Origin of the sequence: Bradyrhizobium sp. SPXBL-02 (assembly GCF_051853065.1) — a bacterium.
In the GTDB taxonomy this organism is placed as follows: Bacteria; Pseudomonadota; Alphaproteobacteria; order Rhizobiales; family Xanthobacteraceae; genus Bradyrhizobium.
In genome coordinates this window covers 263,159-280,195 of record NZ_CP182474.1, presented here as the reverse complement: position 1 = coordinate 280,195, position 17,037 = coordinate 263,159, and the positions used below count along the sequence as shown (strand labels likewise).

General features: G+C 61.9%; 14 protein-coding genes. 2 read left to right on the top strand and 12 right to left on the bottom strand.

Features of this window, described 5'->3' with window-relative positions; translation table 11 throughout:
* Nucleotides 1-107: 107 nt before the first annotated feature.
* The 8 genes from ptsN to ACNJYD_RS01290 form a co-directional block, all read right to left on the bottom strand.
* On the bottom strand, nt 108-569 hold the full coding sequence (gene ptsN, locus ACNJYD_RS01325; RefSeq protein ID WP_063701529.1) for a PTS IIA-like nitrogen regulatory protein PtsN: 462 nt from the start codon (nt 567-569) through the stop codon (nt 108-110).
* Nucleotides 570-798: 229 nt separating this feature from the next.
* Nucleotides 799-1,404: a ribosome hibernation-promoting factor, HPF/YfiA family gene (gene hpf / locus ACNJYD_RS01320; RefSeq protein ID WP_172788623.1), complete on the bottom strand. Its 606-nt coding sequence runs from the start codon at nt 1,402-1,404 to the stop codon at nt 799-801.
* A gap of 81 nt (nt 1,405-1,485) precedes the next feature.
* Nucleotides 1,486-3,108 carry an RNA polymerase factor sigma-54 gene (rpoN, locus tag ACNJYD_RS01315; protein ID WP_439365120.1) on the bottom strand — a complete coding sequence of 541 codons (1,623 nt, stop codon included), beginning with the start codon at nt 3,106-3,108 and terminating at the stop codon, nt 1,486-1,488.
* An 89-nt stretch (nt 3,109-3,197) separates the two neighbouring features.
* Nucleotides 3,198-4,202 (bottom strand): LPS export ABC transporter ATP-binding protein, encoded by a 1,005-nt coding sequence (gene lptB / locus ACNJYD_RS01310; protein ID WP_439365119.1) that lies wholly within the window; start codon nt 4,200-4,202, stop codon nt 3,198-3,200.
* A 208-nt stretch (nt 4,203-4,410) separates the two neighbouring features.
* On the bottom strand, nt 4,411-5,118 hold the full coding sequence (locus ACNJYD_RS01305) for an LptA/OstA family protein (protein WP_212257743.1): 708 nt from the start codon (nt 5,116-5,118) through the stop codon (nt 4,411-4,413).
* Nucleotides 5,119-5,123: 5 nt separating this feature from the next.
* Nucleotides 5,124-5,855 carry an LPS export ABC transporter periplasmic protein LptC gene (gene lptC, locus ACNJYD_RS01300; protein WP_172788627.1) on the bottom strand — a complete coding sequence of 244 codons (732 nt, stop codon included), beginning with the start codon at nt 5,853-5,855 and terminating at the stop codon, nt 5,124-5,126.
* Nucleotides 5,856-6,017: 162 nt separating this feature from the next.
* Nucleotides 6,018-6,632, bottom strand: a complete 615-nt coding sequence (locus ACNJYD_RS01295) for a ribonuclease D (protein ID WP_212257744.1) — start codon at nt 6,630-6,632, stop codon at nt 6,018-6,020.
* Nucleotides 6,633-6,742: 110 nt separating this feature from the next.
* Nucleotides 6,743-8,020, bottom strand: a complete 1,278-nt coding sequence (locus tag ACNJYD_RS01290) for a UbiA family prenyltransferase (protein ID WP_349628411.1) — start codon at nt 8,018-8,020, stop codon at nt 6,743-6,745.
* 308 nt (nt 8,021-8,328) lie between these two features.
* On the opposite strand from ACNJYD_RS01290, the gene ACNJYD_RS01285 reads away from it, so the two are divergent.
* Complete coding sequence (locus ACNJYD_RS01285) at nt 8,329-9,594, top strand: MFS transporter (protein ID WP_439365118.1); 1,266 nt, start codon at nt 8,329-8,331, stop codon at nt 9,592-9,594.
* Nucleotides 9,595-9,701: 107 nt separating this feature from the next.
* Here ACNJYD_RS01285 and ACNJYD_RS01280 read toward each other — a convergent pair whose 3' ends face one another.
* On the bottom strand, nt 9,702-12,563 hold the full coding sequence (locus ACNJYD_RS01280) for a winged helix-turn-helix domain-containing protein (RefSeq protein WP_439365117.1): 2,862 nt from the start codon (nt 12,561-12,563) through the stop codon (nt 9,702-9,704).
* A gap of 37 nt (nt 12,564-12,600) precedes the next feature.
* On the opposite strand from ACNJYD_RS01280, the gene ACNJYD_RS01275 reads away from it, so the two are divergent.
* Nucleotides 12,601-12,816: a hypothetical protein gene (locus ACNJYD_RS01275; RefSeq protein WP_439365116.1), complete on the top strand. Its 216-nt coding sequence runs from the start codon at nt 12,601-12,603 to the stop codon at nt 12,814-12,816.
* Nucleotides 12,817-12,896: 80 nt separating this feature from the next.
* Here the strand turns inward: ACNJYD_RS01275 and ACNJYD_RS01270 are convergent, their stop codons facing one another.
* The 3 genes from ACNJYD_RS01270 to ACNJYD_RS01260 all read right to left on the bottom strand — a co-directional run bounded on the left by ACNJYD_RS01270 (nt 12,897) and on the right by ACNJYD_RS01260 (nt 16,970).
* Nucleotides 12,897-13,337, bottom strand: coding sequence for a hypothetical protein (locus ACNJYD_RS01270; RefSeq protein WP_439365115.1), 441 nt, complete (start codon nt 13,335-13,337; stop codon nt 12,897-12,899).
* A gap of 286 nt (nt 13,338-13,623) precedes the next feature.
* Nucleotides 13,624-14,733: a hypothetical protein gene (locus tag ACNJYD_RS01265; protein WP_439365114.1), complete on the bottom strand. Its 1,110-nt coding sequence runs from the start codon at nt 14,731-14,733 to the stop codon at nt 13,624-13,626.
* A gap of 2 nt (nt 14,734-14,735) precedes the next feature.
* Nucleotides 14,736-16,970: a sensor histidine kinase gene (locus ACNJYD_RS01260; protein WP_439365113.1), complete on the bottom strand. Its 2,235-nt coding sequence runs from the start codon at nt 16,968-16,970 to the stop codon at nt 14,736-14,738.
* Between the last annotated feature and the right edge of the window lie 67 nt (nt 16,971-17,037).

Below are 17,037 nucleotides of genomic sequence, written 5' to 3'. Positions count from 1 at the left end.
TTTCATACCGTCTACCTTGGAGATCACCGGGGCGTGGCGACACGGCCCAACGCGCGATCCAGGAGCCCGAGCGGATCGGACCCTCGACAGGCTGGAAGAAGGCGACGTTACGCCGCCGTTGCCGGCGGCAGCGCCAGCACGGAATAGATCGCCTGGGCGTCGCGCGAGGCGCGGAGCTTCTTGGCGATGTCCTGGTCGCGCAGCAGGCGGGCGATGCGGGCCAGCGCCTTGAGGTGGTCGGCGCCGGCCCCTTCCGGGGCCAGCAGCAGGAAGACGAGATCGACCGGCTGGCCGTCCATCGCCTCGAAATCGATCGGGCGATCGAGGCGTGCGAACAGGCCGAAAATCTTTTCCAGCTTGGGCAGCTTGCCGTGGGGAATGGCGACGCCATAGCCGACCGCGGTGGTGCCGAGCTTCTCCCGCTGTAGCAGCACCTCGAAGATCGCGCGCTCGTTCTGCCCGGTCAGCTCGGCGGCCTTGGCAGCGAGCTCCTGCAGGGCCTGCTTCTTGCTGTTGACTTTCAATGCCGGGAGAATCGCCTCGGGCGCGACCAGATCGGTAATCGGCATGGAAGCTTTCCGAGGTGAATTAAACCGTCAGGTTCCGATTTGGCTGGCTTGATAGACCAAGCCCGGCCGGCGTCAATAACATGAAGCAGGAGGGGGACTTAGCCCAAGCCCTACCAAGTCCAGATGTGGGGGGCTTCTACTCCAACGCAATCCCGGTGCCAACTCCCGCGTGCGGCTTTGCCCCTGTCATTGTTAAGGGCCGGGATGGTACGGGTGCCGGCCCACGGGCCTAGCCGCCGGCCTGGCCGTCCACCTTGGCTCCCGGCGGGTCGATCCAGCCCACATTGCCGTCCGCCCTGCGGTAAATGATGTTCACCCGGCCGGACGAGCCATGCTGGAATACCAGGCAGGGTGCCCCGCTGAGGTCGAGTTCCATGACGGCTTCGCTGACCGAGAGCCGCTTTAGCGACGTGGTTTGCTCGGCGATGATGACGGGGCTGTAGCCGGCGACTTCGTCCTCGCCCTCTCCGGGCGCTTCCAGCACATAACTGGTGGCGTCGAGCGCAGCCATCGCCTCGGAGGCGGCATGGGCCTTGCGCGCGGAACGGTCCTTGAGCCGGTTCTTGTAGCGTCGCAGCCGCCTCTCGATCATCAGCAGCGCCTGGTCGGCACTGGCATAGGCATCCGGTGCGTTCGAATCGGCCTCCAGCGTGATTCCCGAATCGAGATGCAGGGCGCAATCGGTGCGAAAGCCGAAGCCGTCCTTGCTCAGCGTGATGTGGCCGGAATAATTGCCGTCGAAATATTTGCGCAGCACCTCGTCGGTGCGGTCGGCAACGCGGCCGCGCAGGGCCTCGCCGACGCTGATGCTCTTGCCCGAGATTCTGAGAGTCATGTGATGCCTCGCTTGGTTGGTGCCCAGCTTGGATCGGTCTCGATGGGGCATCGAGAGTAGCGCGATTTGGCGCCAGCGCAATCAGGCCGGTTCGGGATTGCGGGAGCGATCGGACAAGGCGGTAGAGAGGACGTTACCAAGAGCACTCTGCTTGTCGCGGCGGCGTTGCACCGAGGAGGGTATGCGCATGGCTTCGCGGTACTTCGCGACCGTGCGGCGGGCAATATCAATGCCCGAGGCGCGCAAGCGTTCCACGATGGTGTCGTCCGACAGGATCGCGGAGGGCTCCTCCGAATCGATCAGCTGCTTGATGTGGTGACGCACCGCTTCCGCCGAATGCGCCTCGCCGCCGTCGGCCGAGGCGATCGAGGCCGTGAAGAAATATTTCAGCTCGAACGTGCCGCGGTTGGTCGCCATGTATTTGTTGGCGGTGACGCGCGACACCGTGGATTCATGCATCTGGATGGCGTCGGCGACGGCCTTCAGATTGAGGGGGCGCAAATGCGCGACGCCATGGGTGAAGAACCCGTCCTGCTGGCGCACGATCTCGGTCGCCACTTTCAGGATAGTGCGGGCGCGCTGGTCGAGCGCGCGCACCAGCCAGGTCGCGTTCTGCAGCGCGTCGGTGAAATAGGACTTGTCGCCGTCCTTGCCGATCTTCTTCGACAGCTCGGAATAATAGGTCTGGTTCACCAGCACGCGCGGCAGGGTGTCGCTGTTGAGCTCGACATGCCAGCCGCCGTCGGGACCCGGACGGACATAGACATCGGGCACCATGGTCTGCAGGCGCGCCGAGCCGAACTTCATCCCAGGCTTGGGATTGAGGCGGCGGATCTCGCCGATCATGTCGGCGATGTCCTCGTCGTCGACGCCGCAGATCTTGCGCAGAGCCGCGATGTCGCGCTTGGCGAGCAGATCGAGATGCTCGACCAGCGCCTGCATCGCGGGGTCGTAGCGGTCGAGCTCGCGGAGCTGGATCGCCAGGCATTCGCTGAGAGAGCGCGCGCAGACGCCGGGCGGATCGAACTTTTGCAGCACGGCGAGGACGTTTTCGACCTCGGCCTGCGACGCGCCAAGACGCTCGGCGGCCTGGCCGAGATCAGGCGGTAGATAGCCGGCTTCGTCGACGAGGTCGATCAGGTACTGGCCGATCATGCGCTGCGCGGGCGCGGTGAAGGCCACCGAGAGCTGCTCGGCGAGATGGTCCGACAACGTTGTCTCGGCCGCGACAAAAGCCTCGAGATTGTAGTCTTCGTCACCGGAGGCGCCGCCGCCCCATTCGGTATAGGTGGTCGGCGCCGCATCCTGGGCATTGCGCGCCGCAGCCTCGGCCGGCTCCTCGGAGAAGACGTTGTCGAGGCCGGTGTCCAGGGTCTGCTCGATCTCGGCGCGGGTGCCGAGATCCTTGCTCATCCATTCTTCCTGGCCCGGCTCGAAACCCTCGGCACTGCCGCTGAAGCCATCCTCGCCCTGGCCATCGCCTTGGCCACCCTCGGAATCGCCGTAACTGCCGGCCTCGGCCGGGGCTTCTGCGGGGGCCTCGTCACTGGCCCGCTCCAGCAGAGGGTTTCGCTCGAGCTCCTCTTCGACGAAGGTCGTGAGATCGAGATTGGACAATTGCAGCAGCTTGATCGCCTGCATCAGCTGCGGCGTCATGACCAGCGACTGCGATTGCCGGAACTCTAATCTCTGCGTAAGCGCCATGAAGCAAGAACCGTTCCCAAAAATGGTCCGATTTTTGCTTATCCTAGTCCGAGCCCGATGTACACGTCTTGACGAAACGCAAAAACGGGCTAGAGGCGGAATTCCTCGCCAAGGTAAAGGCGGCGCACGTCCGGATCAGCCACGATCTCATCCGGAGTTCCCTCGGTCAAGATTTCCCCGGCATAGACGATATAGGCACGGTCGGTGAGGCCGAGCGTCTCGCGGACATTGTGGTCGGTGATGAGCACGCCGATGCCGCGATTGGTGAGATGGCGGACGAGATCCTGGATGTCGCCGACTGCGATCGGGTCGATGCCGGCGAAGGGCTCGTCGAGCAGCATGTAGTTCGGCCGTGTCGCCAGCGCGCGCGCGATCTCGACGCGGCGGCGCTCACCGCCCGACAGCGCGATCGACGGTGATTTCCTGAGGCGCGTGATGTTGAACTCGTCGAGCAGCGAGTCGAGCTGCTGCTCGCGCTTCTTGCGCGAGGGCTCGACCACTTCGAGCACGGCGCGGATGTTCTGCTCGACGGTGAGGCCGCGGAAGATCGAGGCCTCCTGCGGCAGATAGCCGATGCCGAGCCGCGCGCGCTGATACATCGGGAGTTTCGTGACGTCGTGGCCGTCGAGCTCGATCGCGCCGCGATCGGCCTTGATCAGGCCGGTGATCATGTAGAAGACGGTGGTCTTGCCGGCGCCGTTCGGGCCGAGCAGGCCGACGGCTTCGCCGCGGCGCACATAGATGCTGACGCCGCGCACCACCTGGCGGCTGCCGAAGGCTTTTTCCACGCTATGCACAGCCAGGAAGCCGGGCCGCTTCAGCAGCTGCGGCCCTCCGGCACCGTTGGGCCTGGCGGCAGTCCGGACCGGATGAACCGCCTGTGGGCGCGGCTCGGCCGGATAGTCGGCCTCGTAGTCACCCTGGAACTGGTCGGCCGCGCGCGGCTGGTCGCGGCCAATCGGTGGGGCGTCCCTAACAGGACTAGGCACGAGTCCGCTGACGCTGTCACCGAGCGCGGTGATGTCCTGACGCGCAAATCCTGGCCGGCCGCGCTTGGCGGGGCGCCGACGGAACATGCTGAAGAGATCGACCATCCCCGCCTTCTAGCCTTTCGCGATCATCACGCGATCTGCCGTGCCGGCCTCGATTCGCCGGCGCACCATGAATGAAGGGATGTCTCATGCCCAGTGAAACACGCCCGAAAAGCGGCAGACCCCGCTTCAAAAGCCCTGCGCGCTAGATACAGGCTCGCCCGCCAAGCTTCAACCTCGGATCGGGAGCACCCGATCCAAGTTGTTGAATTCACTTTTGTTTAGTTGCGCCCGGCAATTGCAGAGGCGGCGGCGCGCCGGGTTTGGCGCCCTGGCCGCAATCATTACTGCCGCCCTGCGGCAGCAATGCCTGCACCCGTCCGTTGTCGGCTTCCACGCGGGACACGCCGGTGGTCATGTCGACCATCAGACGATCACCGCGCAGCACGTTCTTGCACTGAGTCAGGACCACCTGGCCGCCCGCGCCGCCGAGCATGGTGATGAGATTGGTCTTGGTGTCGAACACCGCGGTCTCGCCCGTCACGACCTGGTCTTTCTGGGTGACCACGACATTGCCGCGCGCCTCGAGCCGCTTGATCGAGGAGCTGCCGCCCGGACCCGGCTGCGCCGACTGCATCGGCGCCGATTTCGCGCCTTTCGCTGCGGGCTGCGGCGCGGCCGGCTTGTCGCCGCCGCCCGATTCGTAAAACACCACAAGCGTCTTCGAGGTCATGGTGGTGTCGCCCTGCACGACCTTCACATTGCCGGCGAAGGTGGCCTCCTTCTTCTTGTCGCGCATCTCGAGCGAGGCGGCTTCGATCTGGATCGGCTGATCGCGGTTCTGCGAAAAGCCCTGCATCGCATTGGGCACGCCCTGCATCGTGCTCTGCGCAAGCGCCGCACCCGTGACCAGCAGGGCGAGGCCGATTGCGAGCGCGGCCTTGCTGACAACAGCGTCACGCGGAAAACAGGTCATCATGAAAATCACTTCGAATTGGCAGATTTGTTCTGAGGCGTGCGTGTCTTCGTCGGCGCAGGCTCGGGCGGTGCAGGCTGAACAGCGGCGGGCTCATCCAGCTTGTCCAGATGCATCACCACATTGCCCTCGAAGCGGATGACGTCGCCGCCTTCGGTAATGCGCAGGCGATCCGCGCTCAGCGTGCCGTTGGTCAGCTTGACGTCGACGCGCTCGTCCGAGGAGACCGTGCCCTTGCCCATGTCGACGAAGGCCGAGTTCAGGCGCGCCTCGTAGCCGGTCGAGGTGCGCAGCAAGATGTCCTTGCGCAGATCGAGCTGCTGCTGCTTGTTGTCGAAGCGGCCGGTGCGGGCGTCGAGGAACAGGGTCGATTGATCCTCCATCAACACTTTCGCGCGCAAGTCCTTGAGATCGACATGGTCGGGATCGGTGATGTCCTGCGTCGCGGTCTTGGCCCAGAGCTCGTAGGGCCGCTGATCGGGCGTGTAACCGGCGAGGTGCGGCGATTCCATCGTGATCTTGGTGCCCGACACCACCAGATTTCCGCTATCGACCGGCAGCTTCGGTATCAGCATGCGGAACGGGTTGAAGATCGAGACGCCGACGATGGCGGCCATGGACAGCAGCACCGCACCCGGCACCGCGATGCGCAGAATCCGCACCAGGCGGCTGTGGCGCGCCGCGCTGGCGAACTTCGCCGCGAGCGCGGCGTCGTAGGTGGGATTCTGGGCCGAATTCACCTGGGTTCCTGCTTGCCTGGCTCCTGACGAGGAGCTCGCCGTGTCCGGTCGAGGGGGCACCCCATTCTATCCGGCGCCGCCCAAATATGCAGCCGGCGACAGGCCGTTACGAAAGTGTCCGAAACGGGGCGGCAAGGCCCGGCCAATCGCCGCGCCGGGCGTTCAGGAATGCGCGAAAATGTCCTCTTCCGCCCAGCCCTGGAGGTCGAGCAGGGCGCGGGTCGGCAGGAAGTCGAAACAGGCCTGCGCCAGCTGGCTGCGGCCTTCCCGCACCAGCATGGCATCCAGCCGCTCGCGCAAGGCATGCAGATGCAGCACGTCGGAGGCGGCATAGGCGAGCTGCGGCTCGGTCAGGCTGTCGGAACCCCAGTCGCTGGACTGCTGCTGCTTGGAGAGGTCGATGTTGAGCACCTCGCGGACGAGGTCCTTGAGGCCGTGGCGGTCGGTGTAGGTGCGGGTCAGGCGGGAGGCAATCTTGGTGCAATAAATCGGCCCGGTCATGACGCCGAAGGTCTGGTACAGCACCGCGACGTCGAACCGCGCGAAGTGGAAGATCTTCGTGACCGCCGGATTGGTAAGCAGCGCCTTCAGGTTCGGCGCGTCGGTGTGGCCCTTGGGGATCTGCACCACGTCGGCGCTGCCATCGCCGGGCGAGAGCTGCACCACGCAGAGCCGGTCGCGGTGCGGGTTCAGCCCCATGGTCTCGGTGTCGATCGCCACCGCTCCGGTGTAGCGGGACAGGTCGGGCAGGTCGCCGCGGTGCAGGCGTACGGTCATGAAAACCTCGGGTCGAATCGGTGCGTCGATATCATAGGCTAGTCGAATGGATCGCGATGTAGCCAGTCGCAGCAGGTCACGCAAGCGGCGGCCGCGACCTTGCGGGCCGGTCAGATCGCGGCGAGCATGATGCAGACCATCGCCGCGACGGCGATGCGGCTGGGACCGTCCCGGAAAGCGTACAGGATCGGATCGTCCGGCATCTCGCGGCGATGCGCCATCATCAGGGCACGGCCGAACCAGTACAGCAGCAGCGGCGTGAGCAGCCACAGCATCCAGGGCCGGCTGTAGAGCGGCGTCACCGCCGAGGACGAGACGTAGAGCGAGAACACGGTCACCGCGTTCATGGCGCTCGCCGCCGCCATCGCGGCGATGACGTTAAGGTCGGTAACGCGATAGTCGCGGTTGGCGGGATCGGCGAGGCCCGCGCTCTCGCGCATGCTGAGCTCGCTGAAGCGCTTGATCAGGGCGAGCGAGGTGAACACGAACAGCGAGAAGATCAACAGCCATTCCGACAGCACCACGCCGACACCGACGGCGCCGGCGACGATGCGAAGCGTGTAGAGGCCGGCGAGCGTGACGATGTCGACCAGCATCTTGCGCTTGAGCGCGAGCGAATAGGCGATCGTGGTGACGAGATAGAGGCCGAGCACGCCGAGGAACAGCGGCGAGATGCAGAGGCTGGCGGCGAGCGCGAACAACCACAATGCGGGAACGGCCGACAGCGCCGACGAGATCGGCAAGTCGCCGGCCGCGAGCGCGCGGTGGCGCTTGGTCGGATGCTGCCGATCGGCAGCGAGATCGAGCAGATCGTTCATCAGATAGGCGCCCGAGGCGCAGGCCGAGAACGCCAGGAACGCGAGCAGCGCGTAGCCCAGCGCCGAAAGGCTCAGCTGATGCGCCGTGAGCGCGGGCACGAACACCAGCGTGTTCTTGGCGTATTGATGGACCCGCAGCGCCTTCACCCAGGTGGCGAGGTCAGCTCTGCGGACCTCGCGATTTTCGATGCGCGCAATGGAGGCACGATCGAACGGCACGCTGCCCGCGGCGAGATCGGCCGACGTGACGACGCCATCGAAGCCGAGATGCGCTGCGATCGCCGCGGCGTGAGCGGCGAGCCGATCCGCGACGAGATAGATCTTCGCCCCGCGCGCCCGTGCCGCCAGCGCCCGGTTCATCACATCGGAATCATAGGGCAGATGGGCGTAATCGATCTCCGCCCGCGCCAGGATCTTCGTGAGCGCCGCCATCCCGGCCCGTCCGCCCGCGCCGAAGCGCGCCAGCAGGCGGCCGGGGCTGGAGAACAGCGCCTCCAACAGCAGCTCGGACCGCAACAGGGCGCCTTCGAGGTCGATGACGAGGGTCCGGGCCGCCGACGGCTCGGACACGCCAGGATCATACTGGGAGGCACGCTGCTCCATCGGAAAACGCTCTGACTTGCCGCGACATGACCGGCAATTCGGCCGGGGAGCAGGAAATGGACGGCCAACCCTATGGGAACATTCGCTAAAGGCGGCTTAATTCGGTTGGAGAGGTGGGGACGGCTTCCGCCCCAGGCGCTGTTGCCCGGATCCCACAATCCGCCGCGAGCTTCCTGTCCCGGCAGAACTTTTGCTTTCCGCGCCGTGGACATCGTCCCCGCCCACCCTATCTGCCAATTTCCCTCCCCGGGGCTCCCCACCGTGAATCAGATGCCATGACCGAACAAACGCTCGCTGCGCCGATCGACGACCAGCGCCCGCGCGGATTCTCGCGCTACCAGGCGCTCCTCATCGCGCTGCTGGCGCTGACGCAGTTCACGATCATCCTCGATTTCATCATCATGTCGCCGCTCGGCGCCATCCTGATGCCGTCGCTCAACATCACGGCGGGGCAGTTCGGCGTCGCGGTGTCGGCCTACGCGTTCAGCGCGGGAGTGTCGGGCATCCTCGCCGCCGGCTTTGCCGATCGCTTCGATCGCAAGCGCCTCTTGCTGTTCTTCTATGTCGGCTTCGCGCTGGGCACGCTGCTGTGCGCGGTGGCGCCGAACTACCATGTGCTGCTGATCGGCCGGATCGTGACCGGATTGTTCGGCGGCGTGATCGGCGCGGTCGTGCTCGCCATCATCACCGACCTGTTTCCGCTGCAGATGCGCGGCCGCGTGATGGGAATCATCCAGACCGCGTTCGCCGCCAGCCAGGTGCTCGGCATTCCCGCCGGCCTGTTTCTCGCCAATCACTGGAGCTGGCATGTCTGCTTCGTCGCGATCGTCGTGCTGTCGATCGTGACGATCGCGATCATCGCCTTCGCCATGGAGCCGGTCGACGCGCATCTGAAGCTGAAGCAGGACAGAAACCCGTTCCATCATCTGGTCGCGACGATCAGTGAACCGCACTACACCCTGGCCTTCGCCGTCACGACGCTGCTGGCGACGGGCGGGTACATGCTGATGCCGTTCTCCAGCGCCTACACGGTGCATAATCTCGGCATCGACATCACGCATCTGCCGACGATCTATCTCGTCTCCGGCCTGTTCAGCATCGTCACCGGGCCGCTGGTCGGCCGCGCCAGCGACGCCTTCGGCAAATATCCGACCTTCGTGTTCGGCTGCGCCATGACCGTCCTCATGGTGCTGATCTACACCCATCTCGGCCACGTCTCGCTCGTCACGGCGATCATCGTCAACGTGCTGATGTTCGTCGGCATCTTCTCGCGCATGATCCCGTCGCAGGCGCTGATGTCGGCGATTCCCGATGCGAGCCAGCGCGGCTCGTTCAGCGCGGTCAGCGCTTCGCTGCAGCAGCTCTCCGGCGGACTCGGCTCGGTGCTCGCGGCTGCGATCATCGCGCAAGGCGCGGACGGCGCCCTGCTCCATTTTGACCGGATCGGCTACGTCGTCGTGACCACGACGATCGTCACGCTGGTGATGATGTATTTCGTGCAGAAGGCGGTGGCGGAGCGGACGGGGAAAAGGATGGTGTGAAGGGGGAGAGGACCGATCTGGGCTTCCATCGGGACCTCTACCGCGTTCGCTGTGCTCACCGGCTGGAAGACGCGAGGAGCAAGTGAACGTCGGATCGATGCAGTGTTTCAGGCCGCTCTGCCATCTCCGGAGCTTGCAAGCCTAGCCAGCAGGTCGCTTGCGACGCGTAGATCCCTCGTCTGGAAACCTTCGGTAAATTCGTCGTAGATCGGCAGCAATAGCTTGCGAGCATCATCCCTTCGCGACCGGGCGCACCAGAGCTTCGCGAGATCATTCGCTGCGCGCAAACGCCATGACAACGCACCGATATCCCGGGCAAGCTCGATCGATTCCATGAGGCTTGCCTCAGCTTCACTTGTCCGACCCTTGGCCTCGAGAATGGACGCATGGACGCGAATGACTTCCGGAAGGCACCAGCCTTCGTTCCGCGCTCGGGCAGTATTTATTGCGGTCAGGATTATTGATTCGGCTTCGCCGAGCCGTCCACCACGGGCAAGCGCATCTGCCAGAACACTGAGGTAGTACGGAATCCGCACGAGGTAATTGACATTGCGGAACTCCTCGATCGCTTCCTTAAGGGAATCAATCGTGTCCGACGAAGCGCCGCCTTTCTCGTACGCTAAAGCAGCGCGATAGAAACTGGCAATCGGCCGTCTCGTGGTTAGTCCCTGCCTCTCGACATGTTCGGCGAGCAATTCGACGTATTGATCACATTCCTCGTAACGCCCGCACCAATAGAAAACCGGACATGAGTATGTGAGCGCGTTATTCAGCGAGAGGTGATGGTGGCCCGGACGGGCACGCTCAAAGGCGGCGGCCGCCGTACGGCTGGCAGAGTCTGGCAAGCCCCTCAACCACAAGACCTGAGATAGCGCGCATTCCAACAGAATGACGATGTCGGCCAAGTACCGAACGCTATACGAACGGTTAAAATACCGTATATCGCGCTGCTGGAGGGCTTCGAGCCGCTGCTGGGCGTCTTGAAGACGACCGAGAAAAAGGTCTGCTATGCCTAAGTGAACTTCGCCCTCGGGAAGGATCGAAGGATCATCCGCTGCGGCTACCGAGGCGAATGTCTTGATTGTGCGTATTCCAGCGTCGTACTCACCCGTAAAGAGTTCAAATGCCGCAATCAACATCAGGCAACGATGCCGATAGTCGGTGTCACCAATCCGATTGGCGATCTCTGATGCTCGTCGCAAGGCAGCCATGGCCGCGGGCTTCAGGCCACGCGTGATCATCGTCGAGGCGCCGAGCCACAGCTTGAACTTCATCTCGAAGGTCGTCCCGGCGAGTCCCGCGGCATCGAGTTCCTCGACCGCCCGTGAAACATGGACGTGGCATTCCTGGATCAGCGAAAAATGATTCCAGAGCAGAAGGCCTGCGACGGTCAGTCGAATTCGCAGCGACCGATTTGCCTCGTCCCGACCGACCCAGGCCAGCGCAACACGCAGATCGTCGACAACGTGGCGGTAGGCGGCGCCCCATTCGTGGGCTGGACGCTGCGACCACTCGCTTGCCGCCTGCTCCAGCACCGCACATACATATTCCGCATGACGGCTGCGGACCGCCTGATCCTCACCGCTGACCCGCAGGCGCTCCGCGCAATAGGCGCGTGTTGTTTCCAAGAGGCGGTAGGTGACCAGGTCGGCATTCGTATCCATCGCCAGCAGCGACTTCGCGGCAAGCTTGGCGAGTGTATCCATTCCCTCAGCGCGCCTTCCGTTCGACACGGCGGCTGCCCCATCGACACTAAAGACCCCCGCGAACACGGAGATTTCACACAGCAATGCGGCCTCACGCTCGGAAAGGAGGCTGTAGCTCCAGTCGAGTGTCGCCAGGAGCGACTGCTGTCTCTGAGGCGCGCCAGGTGGGCCGAGATTGAGGAGGCGGAAACTCTCGTCCAGCATGTGCAGGATGCGTGCCGGCGAGAAGGCGGCCGTTTGTGTTGCGGCGAGCTCGATGGCAAGCGCGTTGCCATCAAGCCGACGGCAGATTTCCGCCACCGCCGGGGCGTCGGCATCAGTTAGCCGATATCCCGACCGCTCGGTTGCGCGCGTGGCAAACAACTCGACCGCGGGAAACTTGCAAGCCTCGTCCGCCGCGGGACTTTCACTGGGATCGCATTCTAGTCCGCGGATCCGATGTATCCGCTCCGCGCCGCTCAGCCCGAGCGGCTCGCGACTCGTTGTGAGAATGCGCACACCATCGAGGTGGCGCGCAAGCCGATCAACTGCAATAGCTACGGAAGGAAGTAGGTGCTCGCAATTGTCGAACAGGAGGACCTTTTGCTGCAGCTTCAAAGCATGCAGGACGCTCGACAGCGGGTCCCCGCCCGTTACGCCAAGCCCGAGCGCGTAGGCGATCGCCGCAGGCACGAACTGCGGGTCGCTGATTTTCGCAAGGTCCACGAACGTGGCGCCGTGGGCGCGCCGACGAGCCGCCTCGTGAGCTGCCGCTACAGCGACCGTCGTTTTGCCGACACCGCCGGTCCCCACAACCGATACGATCTTCGATGCATTCATATCGTGCAGGATTGCATCAATGACAGCCGTCCTGCCGAAGATGCGCGCTGTTGCCGTCGGGAGACCTTGACCACCCGTTGCCGCTCCAGCCGAGATCCCTTCTTCGGCTGCATGGACCTGCGCGATGAATCGATAGCCACGCCCGGTTACAGTCGCGATGTACTTCGCCGACTCGGGCCCATCGCCGAGTGCCCGTCGCAGGGCATTCATGTTGACCTTGAGATTTGCTTCTTCGACAATTGTGTTCGGCCAGACCCGCGCGAACAGCTCCTGCTTGGTCACGATTTCGCCTGGCCGCTCGACCAGTGCCGTCAAGATGTCTAGCGCGCGGCCCCCGATCCGGACTGGTACTTCGCCGTTGAGCAGCAATTGGCGTTCGGGAAGAAGGAGAAACGGCCCAAAGCCGAAAGATCGTGCAGTTCGTTCTATGCGGCCCCCCGTCACGAACAGCTCCTTCTAAGGAGATCGGAACAAGTACAGCATGCCAGAAAAAAACGGCGGTCCTCAACGATTCTTGGATCGAGGTTTCTGGATCGATTTTCGCAATATTGTTGCGCAGAAGCCGCCGATGGGCCGATCGCCCGCGGACCTCGGCTCTCCGTCTTCGAGGGAGCATTCAAAGGGAAAAGATGGTGCCCAGGAAAGGATTGCCTTGGCCATGCCCAATCTTATTGAAACCATTGACGATTTTCAATAGCCCCTACCGAATGTTACACAGTGGTGTGCATTAAAGCGGGGCTGAGCCGTCTCCCGGGAATTGCCTGGGCGAAGTCACCGTCAGCCGTACCAATGTGCCGAGCGGTAGCAGCCCGTCGCGGGCGGTGAATTCAAGAAGGGCATTCGATGGGCCGCGCCCAGAAAGAACGAGTTCGTTTGGCGTATTTTGTCGAATTCGGCTTTGACCGGCGCACCCGCCCCGCCCAGAGCGAGATGGTGATCTGCGCAGATTTGGATGACGACCGAGAAAACATCCATCTGAGCCGAGGGGATTCGGATGTTCCCTAGCTTGGGCGAGAACTCGTTTACGATTTCGTCCTCTAAGCGGTAAAGCTCGCGTACCGACTCTCCCAGTCGGGATTGAGACGATACTTGGGCGTGAAAGACCGGGTGGCCCGGCTTGGCCTCGTCCAGATCGAAGTGCACACCATAGATGTGCTCAAGGCGGGAATTCCTCCGACGAAAGTACCCCATCTCTGTGCCGAACGACTTTGTCTTCATAGGCCCGGCTCCTAACTGAACGTCGCTAAATGAGAGCCACCCTTTGAGAGCGATAAAGAGAGTCGGCTGACCACCCGGCGCTTCCGGAAGATTGAAGACGATTGGCCGGATAGTGAACGTGGCATCGTTTGGTGATGCTGCATCGCCGGCATCCGGTTGGAAAATGTCGTTTGGATTCCCAGGACGAATGGCGCCAGATTGATACATCCTGCTTATAGACGCCGTGAGATTTGTCCATCCGGTCGTAACACGCCTTAACGCGTGCACTTCAGCTCTATTCATTTCCTCAAAGCCCTAAAAGCGGCGCCCACTCTTCATAAAAATCCTTCTCGACTCGGCACAACTGCGCCCCTTGCGGGACCCAACTCGTAGTTGGCACCGAGCAGTCTTCACGCATGCAAACTGGCCGTTGAGTAAAGGGGCACCAAAAGCCCCCATTTTTTCCACCGCATCGCGAACACGAGTGATCGGAAAGCGGGCGCTGAATGTGCTCTTCAATCACGCGCCGGTTAAATTCTGCGAACGACTGCGATTGCTGGACATTGACCCCGGCGCTTAGCTGCTCGATTATTTCGTCAACAGCATCACGCCAGAAGAATTTTGAGAACTGTCCAAATGGACCTTCATAGGCTGCCGCCTTAAAGAGTTCTGAAAGCTCCGCACTCTCATCATCCGCAGTAGCGCAATATGCCGTTAGTGCTTTTGTTGAGAGGATCGGCCCTGGATATTTCAAAATTGCATTACAAAGGACGTGGCCGAGTACATAGACAAGAAGACGACGCTTATCTTCCACAGACGGATCGGCCGGTCCCGAAAACTCCTTTATGCGCTCAAGTATCGAGGAGTTTGCCGCGCCCAGACGAGCCATATAGAGCGCGAATTGGTTTTCCAACTCCGGCCTGTGCAATAGGCTTGCGAGCACCGCCGCCAGACTCACTTTGTTCTTCTGTATTAGAGCGTCATCTGACTTCAGGGCCGCCCACATTCCCGCGAATCCGTGGAAGGTTGATGCAATGAAGCTCGCCCCCTCGTCATCCGTGTTCGGAACGCGCAATTCGAAGAGGCTCGGCTCCTTCGGCAGGGCGTCGATGTTGCCACGGGAGAAGTCTCCGACAGGAACCAACTTTTGCTGGCACCTCGCTACGACGGTCAGGCCAAAAAGACCACGCACCTTGCTGGTCAAATCGTAGTCCGTAGCAACGAGCACGGTGCTTGGGCTGATAAGCGAGTCAAGTTTCTGGATCGGATCGCCATCGTCAATTGACGGCAACCAGACATCCACCTCGACATCGGTGCCTTCTAATTGCTTTCTTACAGCCGCTTGGAGCGCGTCGAGAACCTCTTGCTTGTCATCGACCAGCAGGATTCTCGGCATTGCCGCCTGTTTGATAGCCATCTCTAACTCTCACTAAGAGGCAACCTGATTTGAATGCACGTCGAATAATCCGAGGGGGCGGCGATAACCTCTGCCTTTCCACCAAAAGCCTCCGCACCGCGCCGGACTAAAGCGAGGCCTAGACCCATGCCCGAGCCCAATGGATCACGATCGGAATTCGTCGTGGTGGTGAAGAGCGGATCAAACACGCGCTCATGCAGAGCGCTGGGGATACCAATACCTGTGTCTAGAACTTCTAGGATGTGCCATCGGTCAGTGTTCCGGGCCCGAAAGCAAATCTTACCTGCCTTGCGGCCTGCCTTAGCTGTGACTGCCTTTAGCGCATTGGTGTAGAGATTCAGAGCAAGACCGTTGTACAGGGCTGGCGGCACCATAGGCGCCTCCAAGTCTGCTTCGGCCTCAATTTCCACTTCGATGTTTCGATCTTCCGCATAGCGTCCGAAGATGCGTTTCACTTGTGCAAGTCTCGGCTTAGCGGGATAGGGCTTGGCAGGTCGCGCCTTGGCGCCCTGAATATACCCAGAGGAATAGGTAACAAATTCTCGGAGGTTTTTTATGTGAGTTGCGAAGCTAGCAGCAGCTCCCGCCAATTTTGGGTGCTGCTTAGAAATGATCAGAAGCTCTTTATGCGTCGCCTCTAGCTCGTGCAGCGCCGATCCGAATTCATGCGTCATAAAGCCCGCCACAACGCCGAGCAGGCTCATCACTTCGAGTTGCTGTTCCCGCTCATACGCTGCTTGCTGATGCTGCGCTGCTAGCGTTTGCGTTTCAGCTAGGGCATTAACGATGCGGGACTTCTGAGCGGCAGTTATGAGGGGGTTCGCTTCGATCTCAGCAATTGCGGATCGCGTTTCGCGACGGATGGTTGCCAGCATCTCGCGATGCTTTGCTTTCTCCTGCTCTTGTTGACTGCGCCTATCACAGAATGCCATCGCCTCGACTGCACCACGGACCATTCGGCGCAGCTCGTTGAAGGCCTCGTTCTCGACAAAACCCTCCCGGTCGGCTGAGGCCACCAACCCAGTCCGCCCCCGGCTCAATGTCTGGCTATGACGCGCATCCACTTGCACGAAACCCACGAGCTGAGCTGACTGAGGTAGACGCAACATCCAGTTCTCAGCGGTGGACGACTTAACTTGAGCCGCCATGGGGAAATATTTCAGGGCGAGAGGAGAGCGAGGCTCTCGTCGCCTTCGCGCCACGTCCGCCTGGAGCTGCAACCAATCATCTGACGGCGATCCGTATGGCTGAACGCGAAAGCTGCGATCGAAGACAGCGACCCCGCCGTTTTCAATCACCCAACGCTGGGCTACCCGGCCATCCACCGACAGGCCTCTAAACGTTCCCCCACGCCGTGGAAACCATCGTAGGTCCGAGTAAACGTCCCCAACGTGATTCTCGATTGTATCCTCAACCTGAAAATATGGCTCCTCACTCCCCCGCTTATAAACCCGGAGACGAAGCTTTCTTCCTCGAACGCTTAGTTGTGCTCTGAAAACAAAGTGGTTCAAAATTTCGAGGGCAACATCGCCTTCGTCCTCGTCGGCATCGTCCCGGCCGATCTTCAGGCTGAAGCCAGGATCGATCTGTCCACCGCGTGAGCCTTCCCGCTCACTGTGTTCGCGGAGCAATGAACGTAGCGGCGTGAGGATGCTTAGCGAGCCGGTACGGACGCGCTTCAAGTCTAGACGCTCGGCTTCTTCCCGAAGCTGGCTAATCGTGAGCGTCGTACCCGACTGAGCGTCGTCTCCCGCTTCTTCGAGTCGATAGGGCACACGAACTTTGCCCAAGTCTTCGTGCTGATCGAACTGCGGCCAGTCGAAGTCGGCAATGAGTTTGGTTCGCCGCCTGAACTGCGAGTCGAAAGAAACGCTTTCTAACTGCAACTTGCGGCCCAGGAAGCGGACGGCGAAACGGCCAATGCCTTTCTCTCCGGTGATTAGGCGCCCAAATTTGGCGCTCACGTTGACGCCTTCCTTCGAGCTCGTCCCTATTCTCATCCACGACGTGGCAAAACGCGTAAGGGTCATGCCGCCGCCGTTGTCGGCAATCGTGATCGAATGACCGGGCTCGTAGTCAATGCTGCAGACGGTGGCGTCCGCATCGTAGGCATTCTTGATTAGTTCGATTACTGCGACCTCGGGCTGCTTAACCAGCCGCTCGCCCAGTTCTCGTAAGATTCTGCTCTCGATTGTGAACGACAGCGTTCCCCGATCTAGTTCGGCCTGCTTAGCCATAACTAGCACCGCACTCTGCTGAAGCTCGATCGGATCGAATCTTGTGCTGCAACCAATGGCACCCCCG

Bases quoted from the DNA above. Each gene is read 5' to 3' on its own strand.
- ptsN (WP_063701529.1), bottom strand. From the start codon at position 569: ATGCCGATTACCGATCTGGTCGCGCCCGAGGCGATTCTCCCGGCATTG.
- ACNJYD_RS01295 (WP_212257744.1), bottom strand. From the start codon at position 6,632: ATGACCGTACGCCTGCACCGCGGCGACCTGCCCGACCTGTCCCGCTAC.
- ACNJYD_RS01265 (WP_439365114.1), bottom strand. From the start codon at position 14,733: ATGGCTATCAAACAGGCGGCAATGCCGAGAATCCTGCTGGTCGATGAC.
- ACNJYD_RS01275 (WP_439365116.1), top strand. From the start codon at position 12,601: ATGCCAGAAAAAAACGGCGGTCCTCAACGATTCTTGGATCGAGGTTTC.
- ACNJYD_RS01305 (WP_212257743.1), bottom strand. From the start codon at position 5,118: ATGATGACCTGTTTTCCGCGTGACGCTGTTGTCAGCAAGGCCGCGCTC.
- ACNJYD_RS01270 (WP_439365115.1), bottom strand. From the start codon at position 13,337: ATGAAGACAAAGTCGTTCGGCACAGAGATGGGGTACTTTCGTCGGAGG.
- ACNJYD_RS01285 (WP_439365118.1), top strand. From the start codon at position 8,329: ATGACCGAACAAACGCTCGCTGCGCCGATCGACGACCAGCGCCCGCGC.
- ACNJYD_RS01260 (WP_439365113.1), bottom strand. From the start codon at position 16,970: ATGGCTAAGCAGGCCGAACTAGATCGGGGAACGCTGTCGTTCACAATC.
- lptB (WP_439365119.1), bottom strand. From the start codon at position 4,202: ATGGTCGATCTCTTCAGCATGTTCCGTCGGCGCCCCGCCAAGCGCGGC.
- hpf (WP_172788623.1), bottom strand. From the start codon at position 1,404: ATGACTCTCAGAATCTCGGGCAAGAGCATCAGCGTCGGCGAGGCCCTG.
- rpoN (WP_439365120.1), bottom strand. From the start codon at position 3,108: ATGGCGCTTACGCAGAGATTAGAGTTCCGGCAATCGCAGTCGCTGGTC.